This is a genomic window from Pseudomonas lundensis, from assembly GCF_001042985.1.
In the GTDB taxonomy this organism is placed as follows: domain Bacteria; phylum Pseudomonadota; class Gammaproteobacteria; order Pseudomonadales; family Pseudomonadaceae; genus Aquipseudomonas; species Aquipseudomonas lundensis.
Map to the genome: position 1 here is coordinate 97,952 of NZ_JYKY01000004.1, position 22,469 is coordinate 120,420.

Annotated in this window: 31 protein-coding genes; 1 reads left to right on the plus strand and 30 read right to left on the minus strand. The window is 61.6% G+C overall.

The features are described from left to right. Nucleotides 1-55 precede the first annotated feature (55 nt). Entirely contained in the window at nucleotides 56-775 is a 720-nt protein-coding gene (locus tag TU74_RS04770) for a 16S rRNA (uracil(1498)-N(3))-methyltransferase (protein ID WP_047278302.1), read from the plus strand. A gap of 18 nt (nucleotides 776-793) precedes the next feature. On the opposite strand, the gene TU74_RS04775 is transcribed toward TU74_RS04770, so the two are convergent. The 30 genes from TU74_RS04775 to sycN all read right to left on the minus strand — a co-directional run bounded on the left by TU74_RS04775 (nucleotide 794) and on the right by sycN (nucleotide 22,461). Beyond that, nucleotides 794-1,180 (minus strand): MAPEG family protein, encoded by a 387-nt coding sequence (locus TU74_RS04775; RefSeq protein WP_047278301.1) that lies wholly within the window; start codon nucleotides 1,178-1,180, stop codon nucleotides 794-796. Between the two features lie 13 nt (nucleotides 1,181-1,193). Next, the gene (locus TU74_RS04780) at nucleotides 1,194-2,027 is read right to left on the minus strand and encodes a DMT family transporter (RefSeq protein WP_048375353.1); all 834 of its coding nucleotides are present in this window, start codon (nucleotides 2,025-2,027) and stop codon (nucleotides 1,194-1,196) included. A 76-nt stretch (nucleotides 2,028-2,103) separates the two neighbouring features. Continuing rightward, nucleotides 2,104-2,514: a CesT family type III secretion system chaperone gene (locus TU74_RS04785; protein WP_048375355.1), complete on the minus strand. Its 411-nt coding sequence runs from the start codon at nucleotides 2,512-2,514 to the stop codon at nucleotides 2,104-2,106. A 6-nt stretch (nucleotides 2,515-2,520) separates the two neighbouring features. Further along, on the minus strand, nucleotides 2,521-4,566 hold the full coding sequence (locus TU74_RS04790; RefSeq protein WP_053069958.1) for a patatin-like phospholipase family protein: 2,046 nt from the start codon (nucleotides 4,564-4,566) through the stop codon (nucleotides 2,521-2,523). 157 nt (nucleotides 4,567-4,723) lie between these two features. Next, nucleotides 4,724-5,341: an HrpE/YscL family type III secretion apparatus protein gene (locus tag TU74_RS04795; RefSeq protein ID WP_048375357.1), complete on the minus strand. Its 618-nt coding sequence runs from the start codon at nucleotides 5,339-5,341 to the stop codon at nucleotides 4,724-4,726. Further along, complete coding sequence (locus tag TU74_RS04800; RefSeq protein WP_048375359.1) at nucleotides 5,320-5,946, minus strand: SctK family type III secretion system sorting platform protein; 627 nt, start codon at nucleotides 5,944-5,946, stop codon at nucleotides 5,320-5,322. The genes TU74_RS04795 and TU74_RS04800 overlap by 22 nt, the downstream gene beginning before the upstream one ends. After that, entirely contained in the window at nucleotides 5,943-6,698 is a 756-nt protein-coding gene (gene sctJ, locus TU74_RS04805) for a type III secretion system inner membrane ring lipoprotein SctJ (protein ID WP_047279190.1), read from the minus strand. The genes TU74_RS04800 and sctJ overlap by 4 nt, the downstream gene beginning before the upstream one ends. Further along, nucleotides 6,698-7,036 (minus strand): type III secretion system inner rod subunit SctI, encoded by a 339-nt coding sequence (gene sctI, locus TU74_RS04810; RefSeq protein ID WP_047278294.1) that lies wholly within the window; start codon nucleotides 7,034-7,036, stop codon nucleotides 6,698-6,700. The genes sctJ and sctI overlap by 1 nt, the downstream gene beginning before the upstream one ends. Beyond that, nucleotides 7,036-7,449: a YopR/YscH family type III secretion effector gene (locus TU74_RS23050; RefSeq protein ID WP_053069959.1), complete on the minus strand. Its 414-nt coding sequence runs from the start codon at nucleotides 7,447-7,449 to the stop codon at nucleotides 7,036-7,038. Before TU74_RS23050 ends, sctI begins: the two co-directional genes overlap by 1 nt. After that, the gene (locus tag TU74_RS04820) at nucleotides 7,446-7,802 is read right to left on the minus strand and encodes a YscG family type III secretion system chaperone (protein WP_088500184.1); all 357 of its coding nucleotides are present in this window, start codon (nucleotides 7,800-7,802) and stop codon (nucleotides 7,446-7,448) included. The genes TU74_RS23050 and TU74_RS04820 overlap by 4 nt, the downstream gene beginning before the upstream one ends. A 2-nt stretch (nucleotides 7,803-7,804) precedes the next feature. Continuing rightward, entirely contained in the window at nucleotides 7,805-8,059 is a 255-nt protein-coding gene (gene sctF, locus TU74_RS04825) for a type III secretion system needle filament subunit SctF (protein ID WP_047296056.1), read from the minus strand. Continuing rightward, entirely contained in the window at nucleotides 8,059-8,265 is a 207-nt protein-coding gene (locus TU74_RS04830) for an EscE/YscE/SsaE family type III secretion system needle protein co-chaperone (protein ID WP_047296055.1), read from the minus strand. The genes sctF and TU74_RS04830 overlap by 1 nt, the downstream gene beginning before the upstream one ends. After that, nucleotides 8,262-9,530 carry a type III secretion system inner membrane ring subunit SctD gene (sctD, locus tag TU74_RS04835; RefSeq protein WP_047296053.1) on the minus strand — a complete coding sequence of 423 codons (1,269 nt, stop codon included), beginning with the start codon at nucleotides 9,528-9,530 and terminating at the stop codon, nucleotides 8,262-8,264. The genes TU74_RS04830 and sctD overlap by 4 nt, the downstream gene beginning before the upstream one ends. Before the next feature lies 1 nt (nucleotide 9,531). Then, nucleotides 9,532-11,325 carry a type III secretion system outer membrane ring subunit SctC gene (gene sctC, locus TU74_RS04840; protein ID WP_082149816.1) on the minus strand — a complete coding sequence of 598 codons (1,794 nt, stop codon included), beginning with the start codon at nucleotides 11,323-11,325 and terminating at the stop codon, nucleotides 9,532-9,534. After that, entirely contained in the window at nucleotides 11,322-11,744 is a 423-nt protein-coding gene (locus TU74_RS04845; RefSeq protein WP_048375363.1) for a YscB family type III secretion system chaperone, read from the minus strand. Before TU74_RS04845 ends, sctC begins: the two co-directional genes overlap by 4 nt. Before the next feature lie 22 nt (nucleotides 11,745-11,766). After that, nucleotides 11,767-12,534 carry a T3SS regulon anti-activator ExsD domain-containing protein gene (locus TU74_RS04850; protein WP_277620517.1) on the minus strand — a complete coding sequence of 256 codons (768 nt, stop codon included), beginning with the start codon at nucleotides 12,532-12,534 and terminating at the stop codon, nucleotides 11,767-11,769. Between the two features lie 185 nt (nucleotides 12,535-12,719). Then, nucleotides 12,720-13,532, minus strand: coding sequence for a helix-turn-helix domain-containing protein (locus tag TU74_RS04855; RefSeq protein ID WP_047279436.1), 813 nt, complete (start codon nucleotides 13,530-13,532; stop codon nucleotides 12,720-12,722). A 259-nt stretch (nucleotides 13,533-13,791) separates the two neighbouring features. Continuing rightward, nucleotides 13,792-14,196, minus strand: a complete 405-nt coding sequence (locus TU74_RS04860) for a YscW family type III secretion system pilotin (protein ID WP_048375366.1) — start codon at nucleotides 14,194-14,196, stop codon at nucleotides 13,792-13,794. Beyond that, complete coding sequence (locus TU74_RS04865) at nucleotides 14,193-14,438, minus strand: T3SS regulon translocated regulator ExsE family protein (RefSeq protein WP_048375368.1); 246 nt, start codon at nucleotides 14,436-14,438, stop codon at nucleotides 14,193-14,195. The genes TU74_RS04860 and TU74_RS04865 overlap by 4 nt, the downstream gene beginning before the upstream one ends. A gap of 7 nt (nucleotides 14,439-14,445) precedes the next feature. Continuing rightward, entirely contained in the window at nucleotides 14,446-14,889 is a 444-nt protein-coding gene (locus TU74_RS04870) for a type III secretion system chaperone (RefSeq protein WP_048375369.1), read from the minus strand. Nucleotides 14,890-15,012: 123 nt separating this feature from the next. Further along, a complete protein-coding gene (locus tag TU74_RS04875) occupies nucleotides 15,013-15,903 on the minus strand; it encodes a YopD family type III secretion system translocon subunit (protein WP_277620518.1) in 891 nt (296 codons plus the stop codon). A gap of 9 nt (nucleotides 15,904-15,912) precedes the next feature. Beyond that, on the minus strand, nucleotides 15,913-17,079 hold the full coding sequence (sctE, locus tag TU74_RS04880; protein ID WP_048375371.1) for a type III secretion system translocon subunit SseC family protein: 1,167 nt from the start codon (nucleotides 17,077-17,079) through the stop codon (nucleotides 15,913-15,915). Next, nucleotides 17,060-17,557 carry a SycD/LcrH family type III secretion system chaperone gene (locus TU74_RS04885; RefSeq protein ID WP_047296042.1) on the minus strand — a complete coding sequence of 166 codons (498 nt, stop codon included), beginning with the start codon at nucleotides 17,555-17,557 and terminating at the stop codon, nucleotides 17,060-17,062. The genes sctE and TU74_RS04885 overlap by 20 nt, the downstream gene beginning before the upstream one ends. A gap of 10 nt (nucleotides 17,558-17,567) precedes the next feature. Then, complete coding sequence (locus tag TU74_RS04890) at nucleotides 17,568-18,512, minus strand: virulence-associated V antigen (RefSeq protein ID WP_048375372.1); 945 nt, start codon at nucleotides 18,510-18,512, stop codon at nucleotides 17,568-17,570. Between the two features lie 9 nt (nucleotides 18,513-18,521). Then, nucleotides 18,522-18,806, minus strand: coding sequence for an LcrG family type III secretion system chaperone (locus TU74_RS04895; RefSeq protein ID WP_048375375.1), 285 nt, complete (start codon nucleotides 18,804-18,806; stop codon nucleotides 18,522-18,524). Nucleotides 18,807-18,842: 36 nt separating this feature from the next. Then, on the minus strand, nucleotides 18,843-19,277 hold the full coding sequence (locus tag TU74_RS04900; protein WP_047278268.1) for an LcrR family type III secretion system chaperone: 435 nt from the start codon (nucleotides 19,275-19,277) through the stop codon (nucleotides 18,843-18,845). Next, nucleotides 19,274-21,397, minus strand: a complete 2,124-nt coding sequence (gene sctV, locus TU74_RS04905; RefSeq protein WP_048375377.1) for a type III secretion system export apparatus subunit SctV — start codon at nucleotides 21,395-21,397, stop codon at nucleotides 19,274-19,276. Before sctV ends, TU74_RS04900 begins: the two co-directional genes overlap by 4 nt. Beyond that, entirely contained in the window at nucleotides 21,390-21,722 is a 333-nt protein-coding gene (sctY, locus tag TU74_RS04910; RefSeq protein WP_047278264.1) for a type III secretion apparatus assembly chaperone SctY, read from the minus strand. Before sctY ends, sctV begins: the two co-directional genes overlap by 8 nt. Before the next feature lie 5 nt (nucleotides 21,723-21,727). After that, nucleotides 21,728-22,093, minus strand: a complete 366-nt coding sequence (gene sctX / locus TU74_RS04915) for a type III secretion apparatus assembly protein SctX (protein ID WP_048375378.1) — start codon at nucleotides 22,091-22,093, stop codon at nucleotides 21,728-21,730. Next, nucleotides 22,090-22,461, minus strand: a complete 372-nt coding sequence (gene sycN / locus TU74_RS04920; RefSeq protein ID WP_048375380.1) for a type III secretion chaperone SycN — start codon at nucleotides 22,459-22,461, stop codon at nucleotides 22,090-22,092. The genes sctX and sycN overlap by 4 nt, the downstream gene beginning before the upstream one ends. Between the last annotated feature and the right edge of the window lie 8 nt (nucleotides 22,462-22,469).

Consider the following 22,469-nt stretch of genomic DNA (forward strand, 5'->3'; position numbering starts at 1 on the left):
TTCTTCAGATGCGCGCACGTTCGCGCCTGAAGCGCACATTTTTCAGAGAAAACACATGAGATTGTCCCGCTTCTTCATCGATGCGCCGTTGAGCCTCGGTGAGCATGAATTGCCTGAGGCTCAGGCGCATTACATAGGCCGCGTGCTGCGCATGGCCGAGGGCGATGCCCTGCAAGTGTTCGACGGCTCGGGTCACGAGTTCCTTGGGCGCTTGCTGGAAGTTGGCAAAAAACGCGTGCGCGTGCTGCTGGAAGAAACCTTCGCCGGGCAAGTCGAGTCGCCGCTGGCGATCCATCTTGGCCAGGGGTTGTCCCGTGGCGAGCGCATGGACTGGGCCATTCAGAAAGCCACCGAGCTTGGGGTCAACGAAATCACGCCGATCATGAGCGAGCGCTGCGAAGTGCGGCTCAAGGACGAACGCGCCGACAAACGCCTGGCCCACTGGCGTCAGGTGGCGATCAGTGCATGTGAGCAATGCGGGCGTTCACGGGTGCCGGTGATTCATCCGCCGATGCTGCTCACTGACTGGATCAACAGCACGCAAGCCGATCTCAAGCTGGTGCTGCATCCGGTCTCCGCGCCGCTGGCCAGCCATGCCAAACCGTCACGCCTGGCGTTCCTGATCGGGCCGGAAGGCGGCTTGACCGACCCTGAAGTCGACCAGGCCCAGGCGGCGGGCTATCAACCGGCGCGCCTCGGCCCACGGGTGTTGCGTACCGAAACCGCCCCGGTGGTCGCGCTGGCCGTGGCTCAGCAGCTGTGGGGCGACTTCTGACACGCAGGCGTCAAGTGTTTACATCGACACGAAGAAAAAGCTGACGATCAGCCCCATGCCGATGAACCACACCAGCGAACGCAGCAGTGCCCAGTCCGCCAGGTAGCAAATGATGTACAGCAAGCGGCTGGTGATAAACAGCACGGCCAGTACATCAATCGTGACGGGCTGGGCGTTGCCGACGATGTCGGCAATGATCACGGCGGCGGCAAACGCCGGGGTGACTTCGAAGCTGTTGAGTTGGGCGCTGTGGGCGCGTTTGGCGAACCCGTCGAGGGTGTCGAGAAACGCGCGCGGGTCATGGTTTTGTCGAGGCCCGAACTTGCCGCCGCTGAACTTGGCCACCGCGGTACACACGTACGGCAGACACAAGGCAATCAGTACACACCAGAAGGCAACCGTCATTGGAATTTCCTTTTTAGAGTTTCATCACGAGCATGCCGATCAGCACCAGCCCACAGGCTAAGAGTCTGGGCCCGCCAAAAGGTTCTTTGAGGTAGCGCATGCCGAACAGCACCACCAAAATCACGCTGACCTCGCGCAAGGCCGCGGCTTCGGCAATCGAGCCCAGTTGCATCGCCCACAGCACCAGCGCATAGCTGACCAGCACGCACACCCCCACCGCCAACCCCAACCGCCATTGCGTGCGCCAGAACAGCGTGAACGCGGCACGTTTGCGGGTGATTGCCAGCAGCGGGAACGGCCACGCGCTGATGAGCGTCAGCCACACCAGATAATCCAGCGGGTGCGACCAGCGCTGTAGCGCCTGACCATCAAGAAAGGTATAGCAGCCAATGCACAGGCCGATGAGTGCGACCACCGGCAGCATTGACCAGGGCAGACGATCACCGCCGCCGCCCTGCCACAGCAGGCACGCCATGCCGCACGGAATCAGGAGGATGCCGATGATTTGCTGACCGCTCAGTGCTTCTGCGGCAAAAGTCAGGGTCAGCGCCAGCACCACCAAGGGCGAAAGGCCGCGCATCAGCGGGTACACCAGCCCCAGATCCCCCACCCGGTAGGCGCGGATCAGCAGCACGCGGTACAGCAACTCGAAGAGTGCGGACGCCAGAATCCACGGCCAGATAGCCAGCGGCGGGAACGACACAAACCCCACTAGCACGGCGACAACCAGCAGTGCCACGGTGTCCATGCAGGCGATGACCAGCAGGCGCTCGCCGCTGAATTTGATCAGGGTATTCCAGACCGCATGCAACACGGTCGCGATCAACACCAATAAAGTGGCCAGCACCCCGTGCTCCTTAATGCGATGGGACGACGGCTGTTTATACGTCAAACAGCCGTCTGCGCGGGCACCGTGTGTGGGGTCAAACGAACAATCGTGCGCCCGACGCAGGCCGGGGCTGATCCGGCACGGCCTCCAGCAACGGGCTGAAATGCTTGTGACCCTGACACAGCTTGGCGTACCAGTTATTCAGGGTCGGCACATCGACGTGCCCTTCCTGAACCTCGACCCACAGCACCAGATCCCCGGCGCTGTCTGCCGCCACATGCACCGGCGCCAGCGCTGAAAAGGGCCCGTTGGCTTGCAGCAGTTGCAACTGCACACCCAGTAGCATCGGGCTGGGCAGGCGCCCCAGGCGCATTGCCATCAACCAGCCGCCCGGAATGTTCTCCAGCACCAGTTCCGGGTCATCCGCGACTTGCAGGCGACAGGTTTCGGCATTGTTCGCGGGCAGTTGGATGCCCCATTGGTCCAGCCAGTGTTGCACGCTCATGTATGTTTACTCCGCTATCCGCCAGGCCTTGGCCATTTCAATCGTGGTGGAGCTCAACGGCTTGCTCCACGGTTTATTGCGCGCGCCATAGTGGTCGATGATGTCGTCGAGCGCCTGATTGACCTGCGCCGCCGTCGTGGCCCTGGCCAGGCTGTGTTCGGCGCGGCGTAGCAGGGCGACGTTGGAATCCGGCTGGCCGGCGCGGTACAGCGACGGGAAGATGACTTCTTTGCGGATGTTCTCGGCCACCACGGCCACGGTCCGCACCTGCATTTCTTCGATCGCGGCCTTGAGCACCGGCGACTCGACGGCCTGCCCGCGTACGGCGCTGAGCAATTGCTGGTGGTCGACGTTGTCGGCGTGATTCAACTCCTTGGCCAGCCACTCTTTGCGCTCAGGGTTGCTGGCCAGCGCGTCCAGTTGGGTGAAGGCAGTGCGCATCTGATCGTTGAACGTCAGTGCGGCCGGCGTGCCGTTTTGCGCCACGATCGCCACGGTCAGTTCGCTGAACACCTCGCGCGCCTGCTGGCGAAACTGCAACACTTCACCGGCCTGGGCGGAGTTTTGAGCGGCGAGGCTGGTGAGCATGTCATCGTCTAATGCGTTCAGTGCAGCCTCCATCGACCCGAACGTGTACTGCTCACGGGAGTGGGCACGGGTCTCAAGGTGACCGCTGACGGCCTGGTCGAGTCGTTCTTGCAGGTGATTTTTGATATCCCCCGGCATGCTGAAATTCAGCGTGCCGCCAAACGTGGTGCTGAAATCGCCTTTGTCGGTTTTCAGCGGCACGGTCACGGTCTGGTCGTCGTGCGCGGCCAGTGCTTCGTTTTGCAGAATCACCCGGGCGGCCACCGGGGCGCCCACCATCCAGTCCGTGAGCGCGCCGCCGAAACGAGCACCACGGTCAGGCGCCACGCCTTCTTCGCCCTCGAACTTAAGGATCAGGTTGTCTGACTGGCGCAGCGGGCTGGTGCTGAACGCCCGGTCGACCATCTCGGGCACTGGCACGTTAAGCATCACGCCGCCGTCCTTGAATGCCGTGTGTTCACCTTCGGCCTGGAACGGCTGCGCCTGTTCGTCCACCGGCTTGAACACCACCGGGAAGGAGCCGGAAATATGCGCGGCCCGCGCAATGCTCATGTCCGGCGTGAGGCTGGCATTGAACACCACCATCTGTGGGCGACCTTCGTACATTGCGGTGCCGGTGATGTTCAGTTCCTTGATCTGCGGGATGTGCTGGCTCAACAGTTTGAGGTCGCCAAACGTGACCGCGCCGCCCTGCTCCAGTTTGTGGGCAATGGCCGCAACGGCCGGTTGGCTGGCCACCTGCGGGTGGGCGCTGATCTGGTTCAGAACGGCTTTGGACGACTCGTCGCGAATGACTTTTTCCAGCGGCAGGGCTTCGGACTGAACCCGTGGCAACACGTTGAGAATCAGCTGGGTGAAGCTGCCAACCTTGGGCAGGTATTTGTGCGCCAGATTGCCTATCTCTGTGCAGATGCGCTGGAACAGCTTGTGTTTTTTATGGGTGCTGTCGAGCAGTGAAAGCAGGTCCATGCCATCGGACAGGGTCTTGAATTCGCCCGCGCCCATGCCCGATGCCAGCAGCGCTGCCGTGATGCCGCCTGCGGACGACCCCGACATGCTGCGAATGCCGTCGAGTGCGCCGTTGTCTTCCAGCGCCTTGATCGCGCCCGGATAGGCGGCCCCTTTGGCACCGCCCCCGCTGAGCACCAGGCTGGTCAACGGCGGGCGGCTGAGTTCCAGCTGCGCCACGCCATTTTCGAATTCACGCAGGGTCAATTGGCGCTGACCGACCTGTTGCGCCACGGTGTGCGCAGCCCCTTGCGGCAGCGGGGTCAGCAACTTGATACGGCCGATGTCCGGCAGTTGGTCTTTGATCACAATCCCCGACGCGCTCTTCAGTGCGCTGGTCAGGCTTTGGCCGACCGGGTCAGTGGATAACGTGGCTTTGGGCGCTTGCGCGGCAGGGGGTGCAGGTGTGGCGATGGCGGGGTTGAGACCGGCAGGCGGGGTGGACTGAATTTTCATATGCGCTCCTTGGAGGACCTGAGTTCCTGGATGGCGCAAAGCTTAAGTGAATCGTTTGAAGGGCTTTTTTAGTATCAGGCGCATTTTTGTCACTTTGCACGAGCGCCTTAAAAGGAATGACGCTCACCACCTCGCCAGCCGGTGCTGCGCCGGGTTTTCAGCGCTCACGGGATTGTGTCAGGGCCGTTGCCAGCGCTGCCAATTGTCCGTCGACACTGGCGTCGATGATGCCGATTTCGGTCTCCAGAATGCAGCCGCCTTCGTCCAGCCGGGCGTCGGCCACCACGTCCACATACCCCACTTCCGGGAAGTCCTTGAGGATGTGCGAGACGCGCTCGCGCACAGCGCTCACTTGCTCGGGCTGGACGTGCAGGATCACTTGTTTCTGATTGCTGACCAGCGACAACGCTTCGCGGGTCACGCTCAGCGCCAGCTCGGTGTTGTCGTACTGCTTGAGGATCTTGCGCACCGCGTGCAGCACCACATCGCTCATCTTTTGCTCGACCGCGCGGTAGTACTGGTTGCAGTGCTGCAAGGTTTCCTGGATCAGCGTTGCCTGCGAGGTGCGCGCCTCGTCGACGCCCGCTTGCCAGCCCAGGGCCTTTTGTTGTTCGTAGACGTCCCGCGCGCCTTGCTCGATGGCTTGCGCCCGTTCCCGGGCCAGTTCCACCAACTGATTGGCGGTCAGGTAGGCCTGATAGTCGGCACTGCGCAGCACCACTTGATCGGGCGCCAAGAGCACTTGATCACTTTTTATTTCAATAAATGGCAACATTCCGGACTCACCTGTCGAGCAACTTTGAGGCACAGCGCCTGCGCCAGCGCGGGGTTTTCGGCGGGTAACGCGGCGTAACGCGAGGGCGGCCCCGGCGGCAGGCGTACACGCAAGCGGCGGGCACAGCCGCTGTCGATGTCACCGGCTGCACTGAGCCAGAACTCCAGACCGCAGGTTTGCAGATAGCCCCCCAGGTCGCCGTCCGGCAACGTGCCCTGCCAGCCCGTCGGCCATGGGCCGATGATCACGTCCAGCTGTTGCAGGCAATACCGGTGACCGGTTTCACCCAGCGCCGCGCGGACCCGTTGCGCCGCGCTGGCGGTCAACGCCTGGCGCAACGCCTGCCCATGCAACAGGCCGCCCAGGCAACGCAGGGTATGCTGCAGCGCGACCTGCCCGAACAGCGCCAAGCCGCCGAGCCGGGGAGGCAGTTGGTAGTCAGTCGGCAACCCCAGTTCATCGAGCAACCAGGCGTTGATTGCACTGCGCTGGCGCCAGTCCGGCAGCGCCTTGCACACCGCCAGCAAGGCCGTGGGCACGTGCCCCTCGTCAATGTAGCGGGCCGGGCAGAAGCGCAGCTGATAGGGCGTCAGGCAGCGGGTCATGCTTGAGTCCGGTGCCACATGAACTGCGCCGCATTGCTCACCAGCAGCAGGGCGACCATCACGCCAAACAGGCCGATCAGCCGCCCCCGGGAATCTTCGGTGACTTGAATCGAAAACAGGGTGTCGTAATGCGGTGCCAAGGGCACCTGACGCACGTCCGCCGACGGCACCAGCACCACACTGATCCGGTCGTAACTCAAGCCCTCGATGCCGTTGTTGACCAGTTGTTTGATCTGCGGGATGTAGGCGTCGAGCTGGATGTCCGCGGCGTGTTTGATAAACACCGAGGCGGAGGCCGGTGAGGATTTCTTGCCCAGCCCGTCACGTTCTTCTGGCAACACCACATGCACCCGCGCCACCAGCACGCCATCGATTTCAGACAGCGTGCGGGAGATTTCCTGCGCCTTGGCGTAGTTCAGGCGCGCCCGTTCTTCGACCGGAGATGAAATCAGCCCGTCTTTGGGGAACACGTCCTTGAGTGTTGAAAAGCTCTCACGCGGATACCCTTTGCGCTTGAGGGCATCCACGGCTTCAGCGATGTCCGACTCTTCCACCAGCAATTTGATTTTGCCGTCCTTGTCCGGCTGTTTGTCGGCCGAAATGCCTTCGGAGCGCAGCAGGGCCAGCATCTCGTTGCCTTCCTTTTGGCTGACACCGGCGTACAACTCGATCTTGCACCCCGCGAGCGCCAGCACGGCGGCCAGCAGCAGGCCGCGCTGCACGGTTTTCAAAGCGGTTCGAACACGGCGCATCATTGGGTCTTCATCAAGGTTTCGACGTTCTGGCTCATACGTCCGACGGTCTTGGCGATCAGTTCTTCCTGCATGCTGATGCGCATCAACGACCACTGCATCTGCATCAGGCTGTTGGGGTCGTCACCGGGGGTCGACAGCTGCACTTTCAGCGCTTCTTTGGCCTCGGTGAACTGCTCTTTGATGTGCCCGATTTCACTCAAAAAACTGCCGCCCAGGCTGTCGGCCCCGTTGCTCATGGCGTGATCAAAGTCTGCAACCTGCGCGGCATTGGCTTCGGCCGGTTGGAGTTCTTCAAGGCTGGTAACCACCGATTGGCTGATCTGGCTGATGTCCATTACGACTCCAGGTCGGGTTTATGGGTGTAGCGCATCAGGTTGTCGATCATCCCGGCCAGCGGGATGACGTGCCTGAGCTCGGTGTTGATGACGCGGCTCGCGGCGGTGGTGTCCGGCAGCGGTTTGATCTCGCCCAACACCCGCAGCAGCGCGTCTTGCTGTTGCTTGGCAAACGGTGCTTCTTGCTTGATGAGGTCCTTGAGTGCCGCACGCGCCTGACGCTCGTTGTCACGGTGGGCGTCCAGGGTTCTCAGCACCCGCAGCGCCACCGGGCTCACGGGGTTCGCCACCTCGGCGGGCGCGTGCATGGCCTGTTCAAAGGCGTGCGTGTCGGCCGTTTGTGCCGACCGCGCAGGGGGGGCAGCCGGTGGCGACAGACCGCGATTGAGCGTCAGGGGGTCGAGCGGGTTCATGCGTGCTCCGGATGACGCATACCCTCGGCAAACTGCACCAGGCGCGGGTCATCGCTGAGCGCCAGGTGCGCAAGGCGCCGGTCCAGTGCTGACCCCATGCCCAGGCGCCATTCGCACAGCGCCAGCCAGGGCGACAACGAGGGCCAGTCCTGATCCTTGCCTTGGCCTTCAAGCAACGCCTGTTGATAATCACCGCGGTTCATCAGACTGCAGAGGCGGATCAGGCACGCGGCTTCGGCGTGTTTTTCGACCTGATCCAGCCACTCAGCGATGTGCAGGGCCTGCGCATGACAATGGTGCCCGGTGCCCGCCAGCGCGACTTCGGCCAAAAGCCCTTTCAATGAACTGTCCATAATCAAATCTTCTGCAAAATGCTCTGCATGAGGTCTCTCATGGAGCGGGTCACGGTGGAGTTGATGTTGTAGATCACCGACCATTTGTTGAGTTTGTGTTGCAGGTCGGCCAACACCGCCGGGTTATCGCCGTTGTCGTTGTTGAGCGCCGTAATGGCGTTTTTCACGTCCGTGTTGGCGGTGTTCGCCTGCGCTTTGATCTGCTCGGCGACCTGATCGAGTGTGTTGGTGGTGTCGTGGGCAAAAATGGCGGCCATCAGCAGGCTCCTTTGAGGGTGTCGAGGATGCTCAGGGCGGCTTCGAGTGCCTGCGCTTCCTGTTGCCATTGCTGGTACTGCGCAGGCGTCGCGCCTTTTTGCAGGCGCTGTTTGCAGTCGTTTTGCGCACTTTGCAGCGTAGCGCGCACCTGCGCGTGATAGCCCGCGCCTTCACGGCTCAGGCGTTCCTCCAATGCGGTCATCATTGCGTTTGTCCCTTGAGGTGGATGATGAATTGCTGTTTGCCGCGACTGACCACAATCGCTTCGTCTGTGATCGACAACACGCGAACGCCGTTGGGGGTTGAAGCGTTTACCGGGTATTTCTGACTGTCGTTGAGCACCACGTAGGGCACTTTGCCCAGTGACACGCCGCGCACCACGAAGGCCAGTTCTTCAGCGCTGCCACGGCGTGAGCGGTTAATCAGTTCCAGCGTCGGGCTGGCGCCGAACTCGCGGCGGAACGTGCGTTGCAGTTGTGCAAAGTCATTCAACTGGCGCTCATCCAGCTGGCCGCGCAGCTCAATGCGCTCGCCGTGATCGCGATAGCTCAGCGCCGAGGTCAGGTGTGCGTCGCTGAGCAGTTGTTCCAGACGCTTGATGTGCGAACCGGCGAGCCGCACGCGGTTCTCGACGCCCATGAGGCCGGGCACGTCGGCCATCAGCAGGGTGTCGATGTTGGCCCAGTGATCGTCCTGTTCGGCCAGTTCGCCTTCGAGCATGATCCAGCCGGCTTTTGACGAGGGCGTGCTGCGCACCCGCGAGTAGCCGAATTTTTGCAGGATGAAGTCCACGCCCTGACGCACTTCTTCCATGCTGCGTAATTCCAGCCGATAACTCAGCCCGCTTTTTTCAAGGTATTGGGTGAGCAGCAAGCGGCTGCGGTTGTCATCCAGATACCCGGTCAGCAACACACCGCCATCGGCTTGCGGGGCTTCAATCTGCACGTGCTGATACGGCTTGTCGCTCAAGAATGTCTGCAACCCCAGCAGCGGATCTTCATCGGCCGTGCTGCGGTTGACGCTGGACCACGGGTCGCTCATCAAGCCGATCAGCAGCACCACCAGCACCACGCTCAACCCCGCCATCACGCGACCGCTCCAATGCGCAGGGTGGCGTGGGGCCCGACGTTCCTGCGCCCGGCCGATCGCCGGTTGCAGCGGCGCGAAGGCGCGTTCCTGCGCGCAATACGCCCAGCTCAAGGGGCCGCATTGCTGCATGGCCAAGGCGTGCAACACCGTGCCCGGCTGCACGGGCAGGCCGTCCTGGGTCGGCTCACACGCGGCGTCCCATTCCAGCAAGCGCACCCCTTGCGGGTCGACCTCCAGCAACAGGTGCATGGCCGCGATACCGTCGTCCACCAGCACCAGGTCGGCGCTCAGCGGGTCTGAGCCGATCACCACCCGACCGGCGCTCAGGGGCACTTCGGCCCCTTGATTCAAGCCGCTGTAGAACCGGATTTTCCAGCCCATGTCAGGGGCGCTTCAGCGGGCGAACGCAGTGCGTTGCCGCGTCATCGCACGCGCCTTCAATCACGCGCCAGCCGCGGCTTTCGCCGTCCATGCGACACGCGGACAACCGTGAGCTTTTGCCCGCCTGTTGCAGTGTGTTTTGCAGCCATTGCGCGGTGGCCAGCGCCTGGCACTGGGTGGCGCCAATCGCGTTGGCCAGCTCCAGGCTCTGGTTGGACAGTTGATCGACATTGAGCAAACCGTCGAGGTAGCCCCGTTGGCTGCCCAGGGCTGCGTAATGGGCCAGCCCGTCGTCAATCAGGCGCGGTTCGATCAGAAACAGGCGCACCGAGCGCCGCACGGTGTTGGACTGAAACCGGAACAAGGCGCCAAGGTACGGAATGTCCCCCAGTAACGGCACTTTGCGCACGCCTTCGCTGAGTTCGTCGCGGTGGATCCCGCCAATCAACAGGCTTTGGCCATGGCCGACGCGGGCCACGGTGTCGACCACGGTACGGTTGATGGTGGGGATGCCTTCGGGGCCGGAGCTATTGGGTTTTTGGCTGCCGTCTTCGATGTGCAGCCTCAGGCTGATCTCCGGTTTTTCCCCTAACTGAACCACCCGCGGGGTCATTTTCAACAGGGTGCCGTAGGTGATGGACTTCAGTTCAGCGACGCGCTCGCCGGTCACTTTCACGTAATAGGTTTCGCTGTGATCGATCACCGCGAGGGTGTTTTCCTGCGTCAGCAAGGTCGGGCGCGACCCCACCTGAGCGCGGCCCTGACTTTGCAGCAGGGTGACGCGGGCCATCAAAAAGTCGAGGCCGCGGCTGTCGACCAGGCTTGCGCCAGGGGCTTGCGCGCCGGGTGCGCCGGAGCCGCTGGTGCGGATGTCGATGACTTTCTTTGGCCCCAGCCCAATCCCCACATGCCAGTCGACCCCGAGTTCGGCAAGGTTTTCGGCGTTGATGTCGACAATCGACAGCGCGACTTCGATGCGCGCCGAAGGCCGGTCCAGCGCTTCAATCAGGCGTTTGTACATAGGCATGCGTTCGGCGCTGTCGCGCACCACGATCGCGTTCAATGACGGTTCGGCCTGAATCACCGCGCGCCCGGAGCGCAGCGGTGCGCGGCTGCCGTTCGCCTGGCCGTCCACCGACACCACATTGGCGTCACCCAGCACGTTGGCCAGAATGGTGGCCACGCCCGGCGCCTGAATGTCGTCTTCGCGGTACTTGATTTGGCGGTCTTCGGCCGACGCGTATTTGAGTGGGAAGATTTCCACCGACACGTCGCCGGTCTTTTCGCTGCGCAGGGTGGATTGTTGTTCCAGCGCCTGCGCGGTCTGCTCTACCAGTTCCAGGTATCGGGCCGGGCCTGACACATAGACCAGCCGTCCATCGCCGCCCGAACGCCAGCCGAATGTCGGCTCCCACACGCCCGCGGCCTGTAACGCCTCTTGCAGGTCGGACTCGGTGACCTGTTCGAGCTTGATCAGCCGCGACTGCATTTCCGTGCTTTTGAAGACGTACAGCACCGCGCCGTCGTAGTACCAGATCAGGTTGTAGAGCGCGGTCATCTGTTGCAAAAAGGCTTGTGGCGTAGGCAGGTCGAAACGGCCGCTGACTTGATCGTTGACCTTGTCGCTGACAATCACCGGGCTGTCGTAGTTGGCCCCGAAGTTAATCAGTACATCGCGCAGGTTTTCACCCTGCGCCACGTAGTGGTAAGGCACCGGCGCCCAGTCCAGTTCCTGAGCCGTGGCGGGGCAGGCGGCACTGACCAGCAGCCAGGCGGCAACGCGCAGCCACTTCATGGGCGCCATAAGGTGGGTGTCCACTGCGGTAAGCGCTCAGCCTGCTGCAAACCGGGCTTGAGGGACTCAAGAATGCCCACCTGCGCTGCCAGCACACGCTCAAGTTCATCCAGCTCAAGGGAGGCGAACTCAAGGCGGGCTTCGAGCAGCAGGTGGTCGTTCTCGTCCAGCACCAGGGCTTGAGGGTAGTGGCGGCTCCAGCGGGTCACGTGTTCCAGCATGTCGCGCAACACCTCGCGCTGCCCCGCTGCGTCGGCACGGGCTTGCCAGTCCAGCGGGCTATGGACGATCAGGTCTGTCCCCTGGCGGGCCAGAAACAGGCTGTGGCCATCGATGCGCAGGTGGTAGGCACCCGTTTGATCGGCAACAAAAGGCCCTTGGCCGGTTCGCGCGGCCAATCCAGTCAGTAAACGTTCCATGAGTCCTCAGTGCCGCGGTTGGTCAGGCGCCTTGCCAGTAAAAGTGATCCTGGGCCTGACACAGGCTGCGTTCGTGCAGCCAGTGCTGCACGGCGTCGGCAGCGTTGGCGTCTGCGTCGAGCCTGATCAGGGGTTCCCACAGGGAAATAAGCGCCAGCGGCACCGGTGAAAAACCGTCCAGCTTGCCATCGGCCAGCAGCACGGCCACGCCTTGATGCCAGTTGGGCCACGCTGCGCGGGCCTGTTCGGAAATGGCGCCCAGCTTGCGTGCCAGCGCGGCTATTTCGATTTCGGTTTCAGCTTGGCGGCGAGCGACGGCTTGCAGCTCCTCGTCGACCAGTTGCGGGTCGGCATCGGTGGCCTGACGCCAGAATTGCGCCTTGATGCGCAATTGCCGCGACTGGGTTTCGAACTCGATCAACGAAGCGCGCCAGCTGGGAATGGCTTCGTCAAACAGGCTTTCCCACCAGCTGTACACCGGCAGCAATACCCAGTCGATCAGGGTTTGCGGGCAGGCCAGGTTGATGCGGTCGCCCAGCCAGTTACACCAGTTCTCGCCTTGTTCGCTGGCCTTGCGCAACACCAACTGCACATCCCCGCGTTCCAGGGCCATACCGCGGGCCAGACGCTGCTGTAACCAATGGGATTGAAACAGTTGCTCCAATTGCTCGCGGGGCAACAGGCGTTGCATGAGCATCAGTTGCCGGGCGCTGATGATGTCGCTATCACGGTAAATCTTGCCCGAAATACAACCGGCGACACTTCCCCGCGCACGAGCATCCTGGCTCACGACAGAGACGCGCCGGCCGGCGAACATCCCTTGGCGGGGACTTTGATTAGGGTCTTCCTGGCTCATTCTCTGCCTTGACTGTTTTGTTTCGTGACACGCACATCAGGGGCCTGCGTTGCGGGTCAATCTTACGGGTGAGTGGCGCGAGTGACTTGCAATAAACGTCAGTTTTTTTTAGTCCGGGGCTATTCTTTGCCCTGCCGCGAACGGCTGGGGGTACAGCCAAATCGACGACGGTAACTCTGGGTGAAATACGACTGGCTGGAAAACCCGCTTTCCATGGCAATGTCGACAATGCTCATCTCGCTGTTGAGCAGCAAATGGTGCGCGTACAGAATGCGCCGCTCACTGATCCAGGCCCTGGGCGAGACGCCGTAGACCGAACCGAACAACTCCTTGAACGTGGTCAGGCCCATGCCGAACTCGCGGGCGAATTCGCTCAGGCGCCACTCCTGTAAATAATTGGCCTCCATGAACGCCTGCAACCGCTCCACTTGCCGGTTGCCCTGCTGGCGCAACATGGCCATCAAGGCCGGGCCCTGCGGACTGAATGCAAACAGCATCAACAACTCTTCAATGCGCAACACCGCCAGAGCGGGCGGGTGCTCGTGTTCCAGTAATGCTTTGATCCCTTTGACACAGTCGGCCAGCAACGGGGTGCTGGCAAACGCGATCATCCCGCTGCTGGGTTCTTCACAGCGCTCAACTTCGCTGAGCAACGCGCCGAAGCGCTGTATAAAACTTTGCAAGCGCGTAACCGTTAACGGAATCCACAGAATGCGACTCTCCTGACCTTCAGTGCTCACGACGTAATTACCGCGTCGGGCAAATATCATTTCACCGGGCGCAATACGCAACGTGGTGCAGACATCTTGAACAATCAGTTCACCTTCAATAAGTACGGCAATTCCTTCTTCGGGGTTGGACTTGAATTCGAAGGTGGGCATACACCATCGACACTGCGTTATTCGTTGGCCACGTAAACTGGCACCTTGCATAGGTAGTGATCCTGAACGTGTGCGGCGTATTGACGCGTCATTACTGACAGACGTATGAGCACACTCTATCTCCATGCACATGCGGTCATTCGCATAGAGCAAATTCTTGAAAGCAAGCCAGGTCATGAATAAGAGTAATTATTCAAATTTAGAATAATTACTCTTATTCAATGAACCGCTCAATATGATTCGAACTGTTGGTGTTTCGGCTGCGTGCCGAAATCGTTTAATTATTTATAACCAGACTTACAACACGGTGTTACCAAGGTGTGTGTATCCGGCAGTTCGGATAGCACGTTAAAGGGGTCAACTGCAGCTGCGCCGCTTGGCCGGGCACAACCTGCCGCCACCCGCGTGCCTGAACCGAACCGTCCTCGGACCACGCCAACTCACTTCTGATCAACCACTGGCGATCCGTCGCAGCGGGGACGTGAAAACTGAACCCCAGCGGCAGGGCACTGACCCGATAGTCCGACTTCGCGACCATTCGCGGTTGCCCGGCCACCACTTCATACAGGCGAACACGCACATAAGCCGCCCGAGTCAACACCAGGCGGCTGCTCACGTTCCCTGTGAGGTCCAGCGTGTGTGCAGGGGCGGCGGGCTGGCTGATACACCCCGACAAGGCACTGACCAGCAGTGCGCCCATCGCCGCGCGCTTCATGGCAACCGAACCCGGCGCTCATGCAAGGGCGTGATGTCGCCGTCCAGTAACCGTTGCAGCCGTTGCTCGCTGTGAGGGCTGGTCTGCAACTCGGTGCCGAGCCAGTACAGCAGCTCGGCCAACGTGATCTGCGCCTGAGCGGGGTTGGCCCCCGGCGTCAGCGCACGGCCGTTGAAATGTCCCGCCTCTGTCGGGCCTTCATTTGCGGATAACGGCGCAATGCCCGCGCTTTCGATCTTCATCACAGGCTCACACTCGCATGCCTGCAGGCTGGGCCGGCGGCGGCGTGACACACACGTGGCCGGGCAGCAATTGCTGCCAGAACTCGGCGTGGTCAAGCAGGTTGGCCAACGTGCGCTCGAAGTTTTCCAGCGTCAGCTCGGCGGCTGGCAACTGGGCGTACAACTGCACTTGACCGGTTTGCTCGTCAAACCCGAAATGCAGGTCGAACCGATACCAGCGGCGATTAAAACTCGCCAATTGACGGAAGATGCCTTCCCCCAGTGTGTCCAGACCGGCCACATTGGCTTCCATGACCAGCCGATCACGGCCACCCAAAAGCACCAGCGTCACGTGTAACTGTTCATCAAACAGCAACGTCGCGACCCCGTCTGCGTCGAGCGACAAGGCGGGCAACCCACTGCGATTGGCAAATTCGGCCAGCAGCCGATTAACCCTGATCGTTAAATCCATGCTTGTCTCCTCGTACCAGGCGAATGCTAGCACCAGGCCACAACCTGATTTTGTCACTGGTAGACTTATCTTTTAAGAAAAAAGCCACATCTCAGTGGCTTTTTTCTTACTCGCATCAATCGATCAAACAATCGCCGCCGCGGCTTTCCAGGCGGCTACGTAGTTCTGAGAAAGTTCATGAAGTGTCTGAATCAGCTCTTTCATGGAGTTAGAGTTATAACTCAATTGTTCATCAACTATCTGTTTGCGACTTTGTGCAATTGTAGCCTCAACTTCGTCTTCTTTGGCGTTGGCCTGAACTTCACCTTGCCTGACTTGTACCGAAGTATTGGCCATCTGCCCCAGTGACTGATTAACGCTGTTCATCGCCTGGTATGTGGTATTGCGGGTGTCTATTTTTTTCCCGGTTTTAGTCAGCAGGCTGCTATCGAACTCTTGGGCCTGCGCCCAAACAGCGCCGACGGTTTTGCGATCGGCGTCCGACGTTTTGCCCAGCGATTGCATCTTGGCGTCAATCAGTTCGTTGCGTCCGGCAATGGACTTTTCCAGTTGCCCTTCCTGCTTGATGGCCTTGCCATTTTTGCTCGCGCCCACCGCGCCGATGATCGCGGTGCCGACGGCCATGATCCCGGAGATCACTGCCATGGCAATCATCAGGCTGGCGCCCGAACGCATTTCGGCGACCTGGGATTTCTGTGCCTCGATAATCGCGGTGTTTTCGCTGTCGCGTTGCAGCACGCCCAGTTCCCGGGCCTTTTGCGCGATGCGAAACAGCAACACCATCAGCTCAATGGTGGTGTCCAGTTCGCGGGTGACTTTGCCCAACGTGGCCGGGTTGAATTGTTGTGCGGGTTTGACCAGCTCGATGCTGCCCGCCGGTGAGGTGGCAGGGGCCGACACATCGGCGGCCCGGTGAGCCGTCTCGCGGCTCACCGGGGCAGCGCTCTTTTCAACCGGGCCGCTGGAAGCGACGTTACTCAATGCCCGAGGGCTGACACTCATATCAATCATCATGGGGGCTCCTCAAATGGCCGCAGGGCGGCTGGACAAGTTATGCAGCAGGTCGCCCTTGGCGTTGATCATCTGGAAAATCTGTTCCATGACCTGGGTAAACGCCTCGATCATGCGGGTCAGTTCTTCGCGCAGGGTGTCGATCGCAGCTTGAAACGCGGTCAGCTCTGCGCGGTTCTCCAGCACGTCGGCCTGACGCAAGGCTGCGTGGGCCTGATAGCCATTGTTGACGGCCTGAGAGGCGCCGTTGGCCACGTCCAGCGTGACGTCGGCCACTTGCACGCCGAGCTTGGCGCCATGGGACATGGACAGGCTCGCCACGGTGCCGAACTTGCCGCCAAATTCAGTGACTTTGCTGGCAATCGTGGCCGTGAGTTCTGCCACTTTGGTGCCCATCTTGGCGCCCAGTTTGGCCACGCCCGCCACTGCTGTGCCGCCAAAACTGGCCACGGCGGCCATCAGGGCCACGGCGATTTCAATGCCCATCAACGCCGGGCCGAGCTTTTCCATCACCTCTTTACTGATCAAGCCCGCCGCCGCAGCGGCCTGCACGGACTGGGACACCATGCCCATGACCCCGCCGGCGATCATCAAGGCGCCGGCGATTGCGCCCGCGCCGGTGGCGACCATGATTGCGCCCACGATGATCGAGGCCACAGCGCTGATCCACCCAAAAATCTTGGCTGCAAGGCCCGATTTCTGGGCTTCTTTGGCAGCGTCTTGCGACTCTTGAATCTTCTTCTGGTTGTCATCCATCTTCTGCAGGTTCTGCTCGCGCGCCCGCTTGATGTCTTCCAGTTTGTTGGCTTTTTGCGCGCTTTCCAGCTCGCCGGTGATGCGTGACAGTTCAATCTCGAACGCTTGCGGCGAGCTCAGGTGCGCCGCGGCCAGGCGGGGTACTTCGACAAGCAGGTGTTGTGTCAGGCGGCTACTGTCGTGAATGACCGTGCTGACCAACTGTTTGATGTTGGCCAGCGTCTGCGGTTGCAGGCTTTGGGCAACGCCGGGAGCAGGGGCGGGCAATTGCACACCCTGCGACGGGACAGCGGACCAAGCCTGAGCCTGGATCCGGCTGACGGTGACGTCGTGTTCGCGTTCTGCACGTGGGGGCCTGACCGGTTCGGCAGCCGGAACTGCCCCCGGATTAAGCCCGACGCGATCAATCGCTGATGGAATCATGGTGTTGATCCTTTCTGATGAGGACGGCTTCCAGTAATGCGCCTGCACGCTCGGCCAGCGCCGCGTGTGCAGGTTGGGCTGCGGCCAGGGCCCGGGCCGAATAGAAGCCACTTTCGGCTCCGTCGAGATCACCCAGTTGCAGGTGGCACTCAGCAGCGTGAAACGGGAATCGTGGCTCGTTGACGTCAATCACCGCGCCATAGCTGTAACTCTGCAACGCCAGCTCGAACTGCCCCATGGACTGACGGCATGCGCCCAGCCCGAGGAAGAACCGCACGTCGTAATGGTCGAGCATGCACAGCGCCTGAAACACCTTGTGGGCGCTGTCCCATTTGCCGGCCTGATAGTCGTTGAACGCCAGCGAATAGAGTTGCTCCAGGCTGTCGGCCGACACGTCCTTGAGCATGGCGAGGGTGCCGCCGTCGCGCAAAAACGCTTCCATTTCCTGCTCGCAGGCGTCTTGGGTGGGCTGGGTCATGGGCGTTCCTTTAAATGGCATTGAGAATGTCGCGCAGCAGGCTGTCGTGCTTTTGCACAAAGCGGTTGAGCGCTTCGATGGCGGCGTTGTAGCGCGAGCTGACATCATTGAGCAGGGTGGTTTTTTCGCTCACTTTGTCGTTCAGCGGCCGCGCGCGATCACCCACCGTCGTGGCCAGGTTGGCGACCGGGTTGTTGTCTTTTTCGAAGGGGTAGTCGCGCTTCAAATCGACGGCCTTGATGGCGCCGCTTTCTTTGGGCACGCCGCTCAAAAAGTCCTTGATGCTGATGCGGGTCTTGCCTTTGCCGGTGTCCATCCCGGTCAACAAGGCGTACTCGGCGCTTTTCAGCCAGCGGCTGTCCTCGCTGTAGCCGTACAGCGTCTTGTCCAGCAGGTTCAGGCCGGTTGTGGCTGAGGTGTCTTCAATGTTGATGGCGCTTTTGGAGGATAAGCGCGCGTTGATCTGCGCCTGCACCACGCTGTAGATCGACAGCTCGCCGGTCAGCGATGTCAACTCGTCGCGCAGCGTGAGGCGCTTGGCGTCCTGTTGCTCCATGACGGCGACGTACACGTCGATCACGTCATCGTCGAGCGTGTCGGATGTCAGGTCGGCATGGGTCAGCGCCAGAAAATCGCTCAACGGCCATGGCGTGGCAGGGTGTGCCTTGGCGTAAGCGGCCAGGGTCTTTTTCACCGCCTCAAGCCCGCTTTGGGTCTGGCTCGCGTACCAGCCGTTGGCAACCTGCGCCTGGGGTGGCAACAGATACGCCAGCACTTTGGTCATCTGCTCCGGGGTCAGGGGCGTGCCGTCATGGGTGACGCGGATATTCAGCCTGCCCAGTGTCTGTTGCAGGTCGGCCAGCGCGCGGGTGTCTTTGCCGCGCAATTGGTCCAGCGACGTACCGTTCAGGTCGCTGAGAAACGGCGTGGTTTTGCTGTAATGGGAAATGCTCATGCTGAGTCCTTAAACCATAAGCCCGCGCATCCGGGCAGGGCGCCGCACGCGGCTGCCTGCTTGGGCGACAGGTCGTTGGGCGGCGCGCATGCGCTCGACTTCCTTGAGCAGCTCTTGCTCGGCGGCCTGTATCAAACGGTCGTGGCCGGGACGAAAAACCCGGTCACGCACCTCGGGAGACAGCCCCAGGCCTTCCCACATTTCAGACAGCAGGCGGCCGCGCTGGGCATTGTTTTCAATGGCCAGCCGGGCGGCCTGGACGGTCGTGGCGAGGGGGGCAGGGTCTTTGTTCATGCGCTCTATAGTAGGGATAGCGCGCACGGCTTCCTGTCAGGCACGGTCGAGTTTTTGTCGTTTTCGCATGTGCTGTAGCGAGCACACGCGGCTTACGTCCAGCTCGAACCAGCCGGGTTGCGGTTGATGCGCGCCCGCCCAGCGCTGATAGAAACGGCCCAGGCGCGCAGCCGCCAGCGGGCTGTGGGCCAGTACCTCGACATTCCCGTACAGCGAGGCCGGGGGCGGTAGTACGCAGCGCGCCGCTTCGGCCAGCAGATACAAAGGCGCAAAGGGGTTGGCCAGGCCGAGGCGTTCGTCGAGGCGGCGAAACATCACAATCCACACCCGCGCGCCCTCGCAGCGCCACGCGACTTCGCAACCGCCAGACATAAATTGCCAGCCCAACTGAAGGCCTGTGTTGCGCAGAAAATGCGGGCGCACGCCCCGGCCGCTTTGCTCGAACCAGTCACACAGCGGGTCGCGGTTCACAGGGCAATCCTGCCCAAGGGCTGAATGTTGATTTGCTGCGTCAGCTCCTGATACGACAGCACCGGCAACCCGTAATAATCGCTTTCAATCAACTTGCGTACGTAGCGGCGAATGTCCATTGAAACAATCAGCACCGGCTTGCTCTGCATGCCGGACAGGTCGCCCACGGTTTGGCGCACTTGCTGTAAAAATGCCTGGGTCACGGCCGGGTCCAGCGCCAGGTAACTGCCCGCACTGGTCTGGCGGATGCCACCGCGAATCTGTTCCTCCACCTGCTGGTCGAGCAAGTAGGCGGGCAAGATGTTGTTGCCGCTCGAGTACTTGTGGCAGATGTAGCGCTTGAGGCTGCTGCGGATGTATTCGGTGAGCTGCACCACATCCTTTTCCTTCTGTCCCCACTCCACCATGGCTTCGAGGATCGAACGCAGGTTGCGGATGGAAATGTCTTCGCCCACCAGCCGCTGGAGGATTTCGGTCATGCGCTGCAAGGGGATGATGCGCAGGGCTTCTTTCACCAGTTCGGCGTAGCTGTGCTCCATCTGTTCGAGCAGGTAGCGGGTCTCCTGAATCCCGATAAAGTCTTCGGCGTATTCGCGCAGCACGTGGGACAAGTGCCAGGTCAGCACCTGGTCCATGCTCAACACGCTGCAACCCGCCCGCTCAAGGCGTGGCCGGTGTTCTTCGCCAACCCACAGCGTGGGCTGGCCCGGCAGCACCGGGTCGCCTTCTTCGAACGGCACCCCCAGCAGTTCCAACTGGCTGCTGCGTTCCTGCACCAACAGCTGCGCCGGGCGCAGGCGGCCCCGCGCGACAGGCACTTCCTGAAGCTGGATCAGGTAGTCACCGTCCTTCAAACCTTCATTGAAACGCAGGTGAATCCCTGGAAACGGCACCCCGAAATCCAGGTACAGGGCGCGCCGTACCCGCACCAGTTCTTCATTGAGCGAGTAGCCTTCCAGGCTCTGCTGCAGGCTGGCGTCGACGTCGATCAGCAACGGCACGGTCATGGCGAACTCTTCCTTGTCACTCAGGCGCCCGCCCTTGGTTTTGCCGGGCGAAGGCTTGCCGCGAGGCTTGACCGAAGGCGCGCCCGCCCCTTGTGCCAGCAGCGTGGGCAGGTCGTGGGCTTCGCCTGCCGCCGCGGCACGGCGCTGGCGCAGCACCATCCAGTAACCGCCGCCGCCCACCAGTAATGCCAGGGCGAAAAAGGTCACGGTCGGGAAGCCCGGAATCAGCCCGAACAGCACCAACAGCACGCCCCCGATCATCAATGCCTTGGGCTGCGCCACGACCTGATCGCCGATGTCGCTGCCCAGATCGGTTGACGTGTCTGACGAATCGCGGGTGACGATGATCCCCGCCGTGATGGCGATCAACAGCGCCGGGATCTGCGTGACCATGCCGTCGCCCACGGTCAGTACCGAGTACAGCTGCAAGGCATCGGCGGCGGTCATGCCTTTTTGTGTGACGCCGATGGTGATGCCGGCCAGGATGTTGACGAAGATGATGATCAGCCCGGCGATGGCGTCGCCTTTGACGAACTTCATGGCGCCGTCCATCGAGCCGAACATCTGGCTTTCCTTCTCGATCATCGAGCGCCGCTCGCGGGCTTCGTTGACGTCGATGACCCCGGCGCGCATGTCGCCGTCGATGCTCATTTGCTTGCCGGGCATGGCGTCCAGCGAGAAGCGTGCGCTCACTTCGGCCACGCGTTCCGCGCCTTTGGTGATGACCAGAAACTGCACGATGGTGATGATCAAAAACAGAATGCAGCCCACCACGAGGTTGCCGCCGACCACGAAGTTGCCAAAGGTTTCGACGATCTTCCCGGCGTCCGCTTCGAGCAGGATCATCCGCGTGGTGCTGACCGACAGCGCCAGCCGGAACAGCGTGGTAATCAGCAGCACTGCCGGGAACACCGAGAACTGCAAGGGCGAGTTGATGTAGACCGACATCATCATCAGCACCACCGAAATGGTGATGTTCATCGCGATCAGGATGTCCAGCAAAAACGGCGGCAGCGGCAACACCATCATGAACACCACCGCCAGCAGCATGATTGCCAGCATGATGTCTTTACGGGCGCCGAGGCGGGTCAGAAACTCCGTGAGTTCAGGCATGGGTATCCCGCAGGGCAAGGAAGTGCTCGTAATCGGCGCGGGCCTGTTCCAGTTGGCCCTGCAGCTGGCGCGCACGGCTCAGGCAGGCCCAGAGTGCCGGGTCCTGTTCGCCGTCGGCCAGCAATTGCTCGCAGTGCTGTTGGGCCTGGGCGCCCAGGTCCAGTTGCAGCAATGCCACCACCAGCGCCTTGCGCGCGTCGCGTTGGCGGGGTTCTGCACTGAGCAGGGCTTCAAAAAACGTGCGGGCGCGGCCCGGTTGGGCGCATTGCAGTTGCACCCATCCGAGCAGCAACAGCAGGGTTTGCTCAACCGGTTTCAAGCTCATGTCACTCATACCTTGTGCAACAAATTCAGCGCCACGTGCAGCAGTTGCTCGTCGTCACTGCGCGCGGCAATCAGCTGTGCCGCCGCGTGCAGGTGGGGGTCCGGCGACGCTTCCAGGGTCTGGCGTAATTGGGCGAGGGCCTGGCGAAACGCCTGGGGGCGCAGCAGTTCGTGAAAATGCCCGGAGGGGCGTGCCAGATCCAGCCATTGCTGTTCGGCACGACGGGCCGGGTACAAGGCATCGAAATGCGCCTGCACACTGTGGCCGTCCGGCGGCAACACATAGCGCTCGGGCAGCCCGGCCAGGTCATGGGCGCTGTCGACTTCGCTGAGGTGCTCGATCCCGATATGCAGGCCGCTGATGCGACTCACGGGGCCAGCACTTCTTCACGCACGGCGATCAGCGTGCGCAGTGCTTGATGCAACACCGGCACCGTGACCCGCCGCGCCTCCAGGGAGATAAACAGCAGCAGGCGCGATTCGCCCGCCCAGCCACAGCGCAGCGGCAACGGGGGGGCGGCCCGGCTGTAACAGCGCGACAGGGCGCGCAGCATGCCCTGATGCGCCTGATGCCACGGCAGCTCCAGCGCCAGCCAGAGCGTCAGCCCGTGGGCATGCCGCTCCAGTTGCAGGGTGCCTGCGTGCTCGAATTCCAGCTGCACCAGGTCACTCAACGGCGACGGCAACGCCACGCCCATGTCCTGACAGAACCGGGTCAGCGCCTGATCAATCCACTGCATGCTGTGTT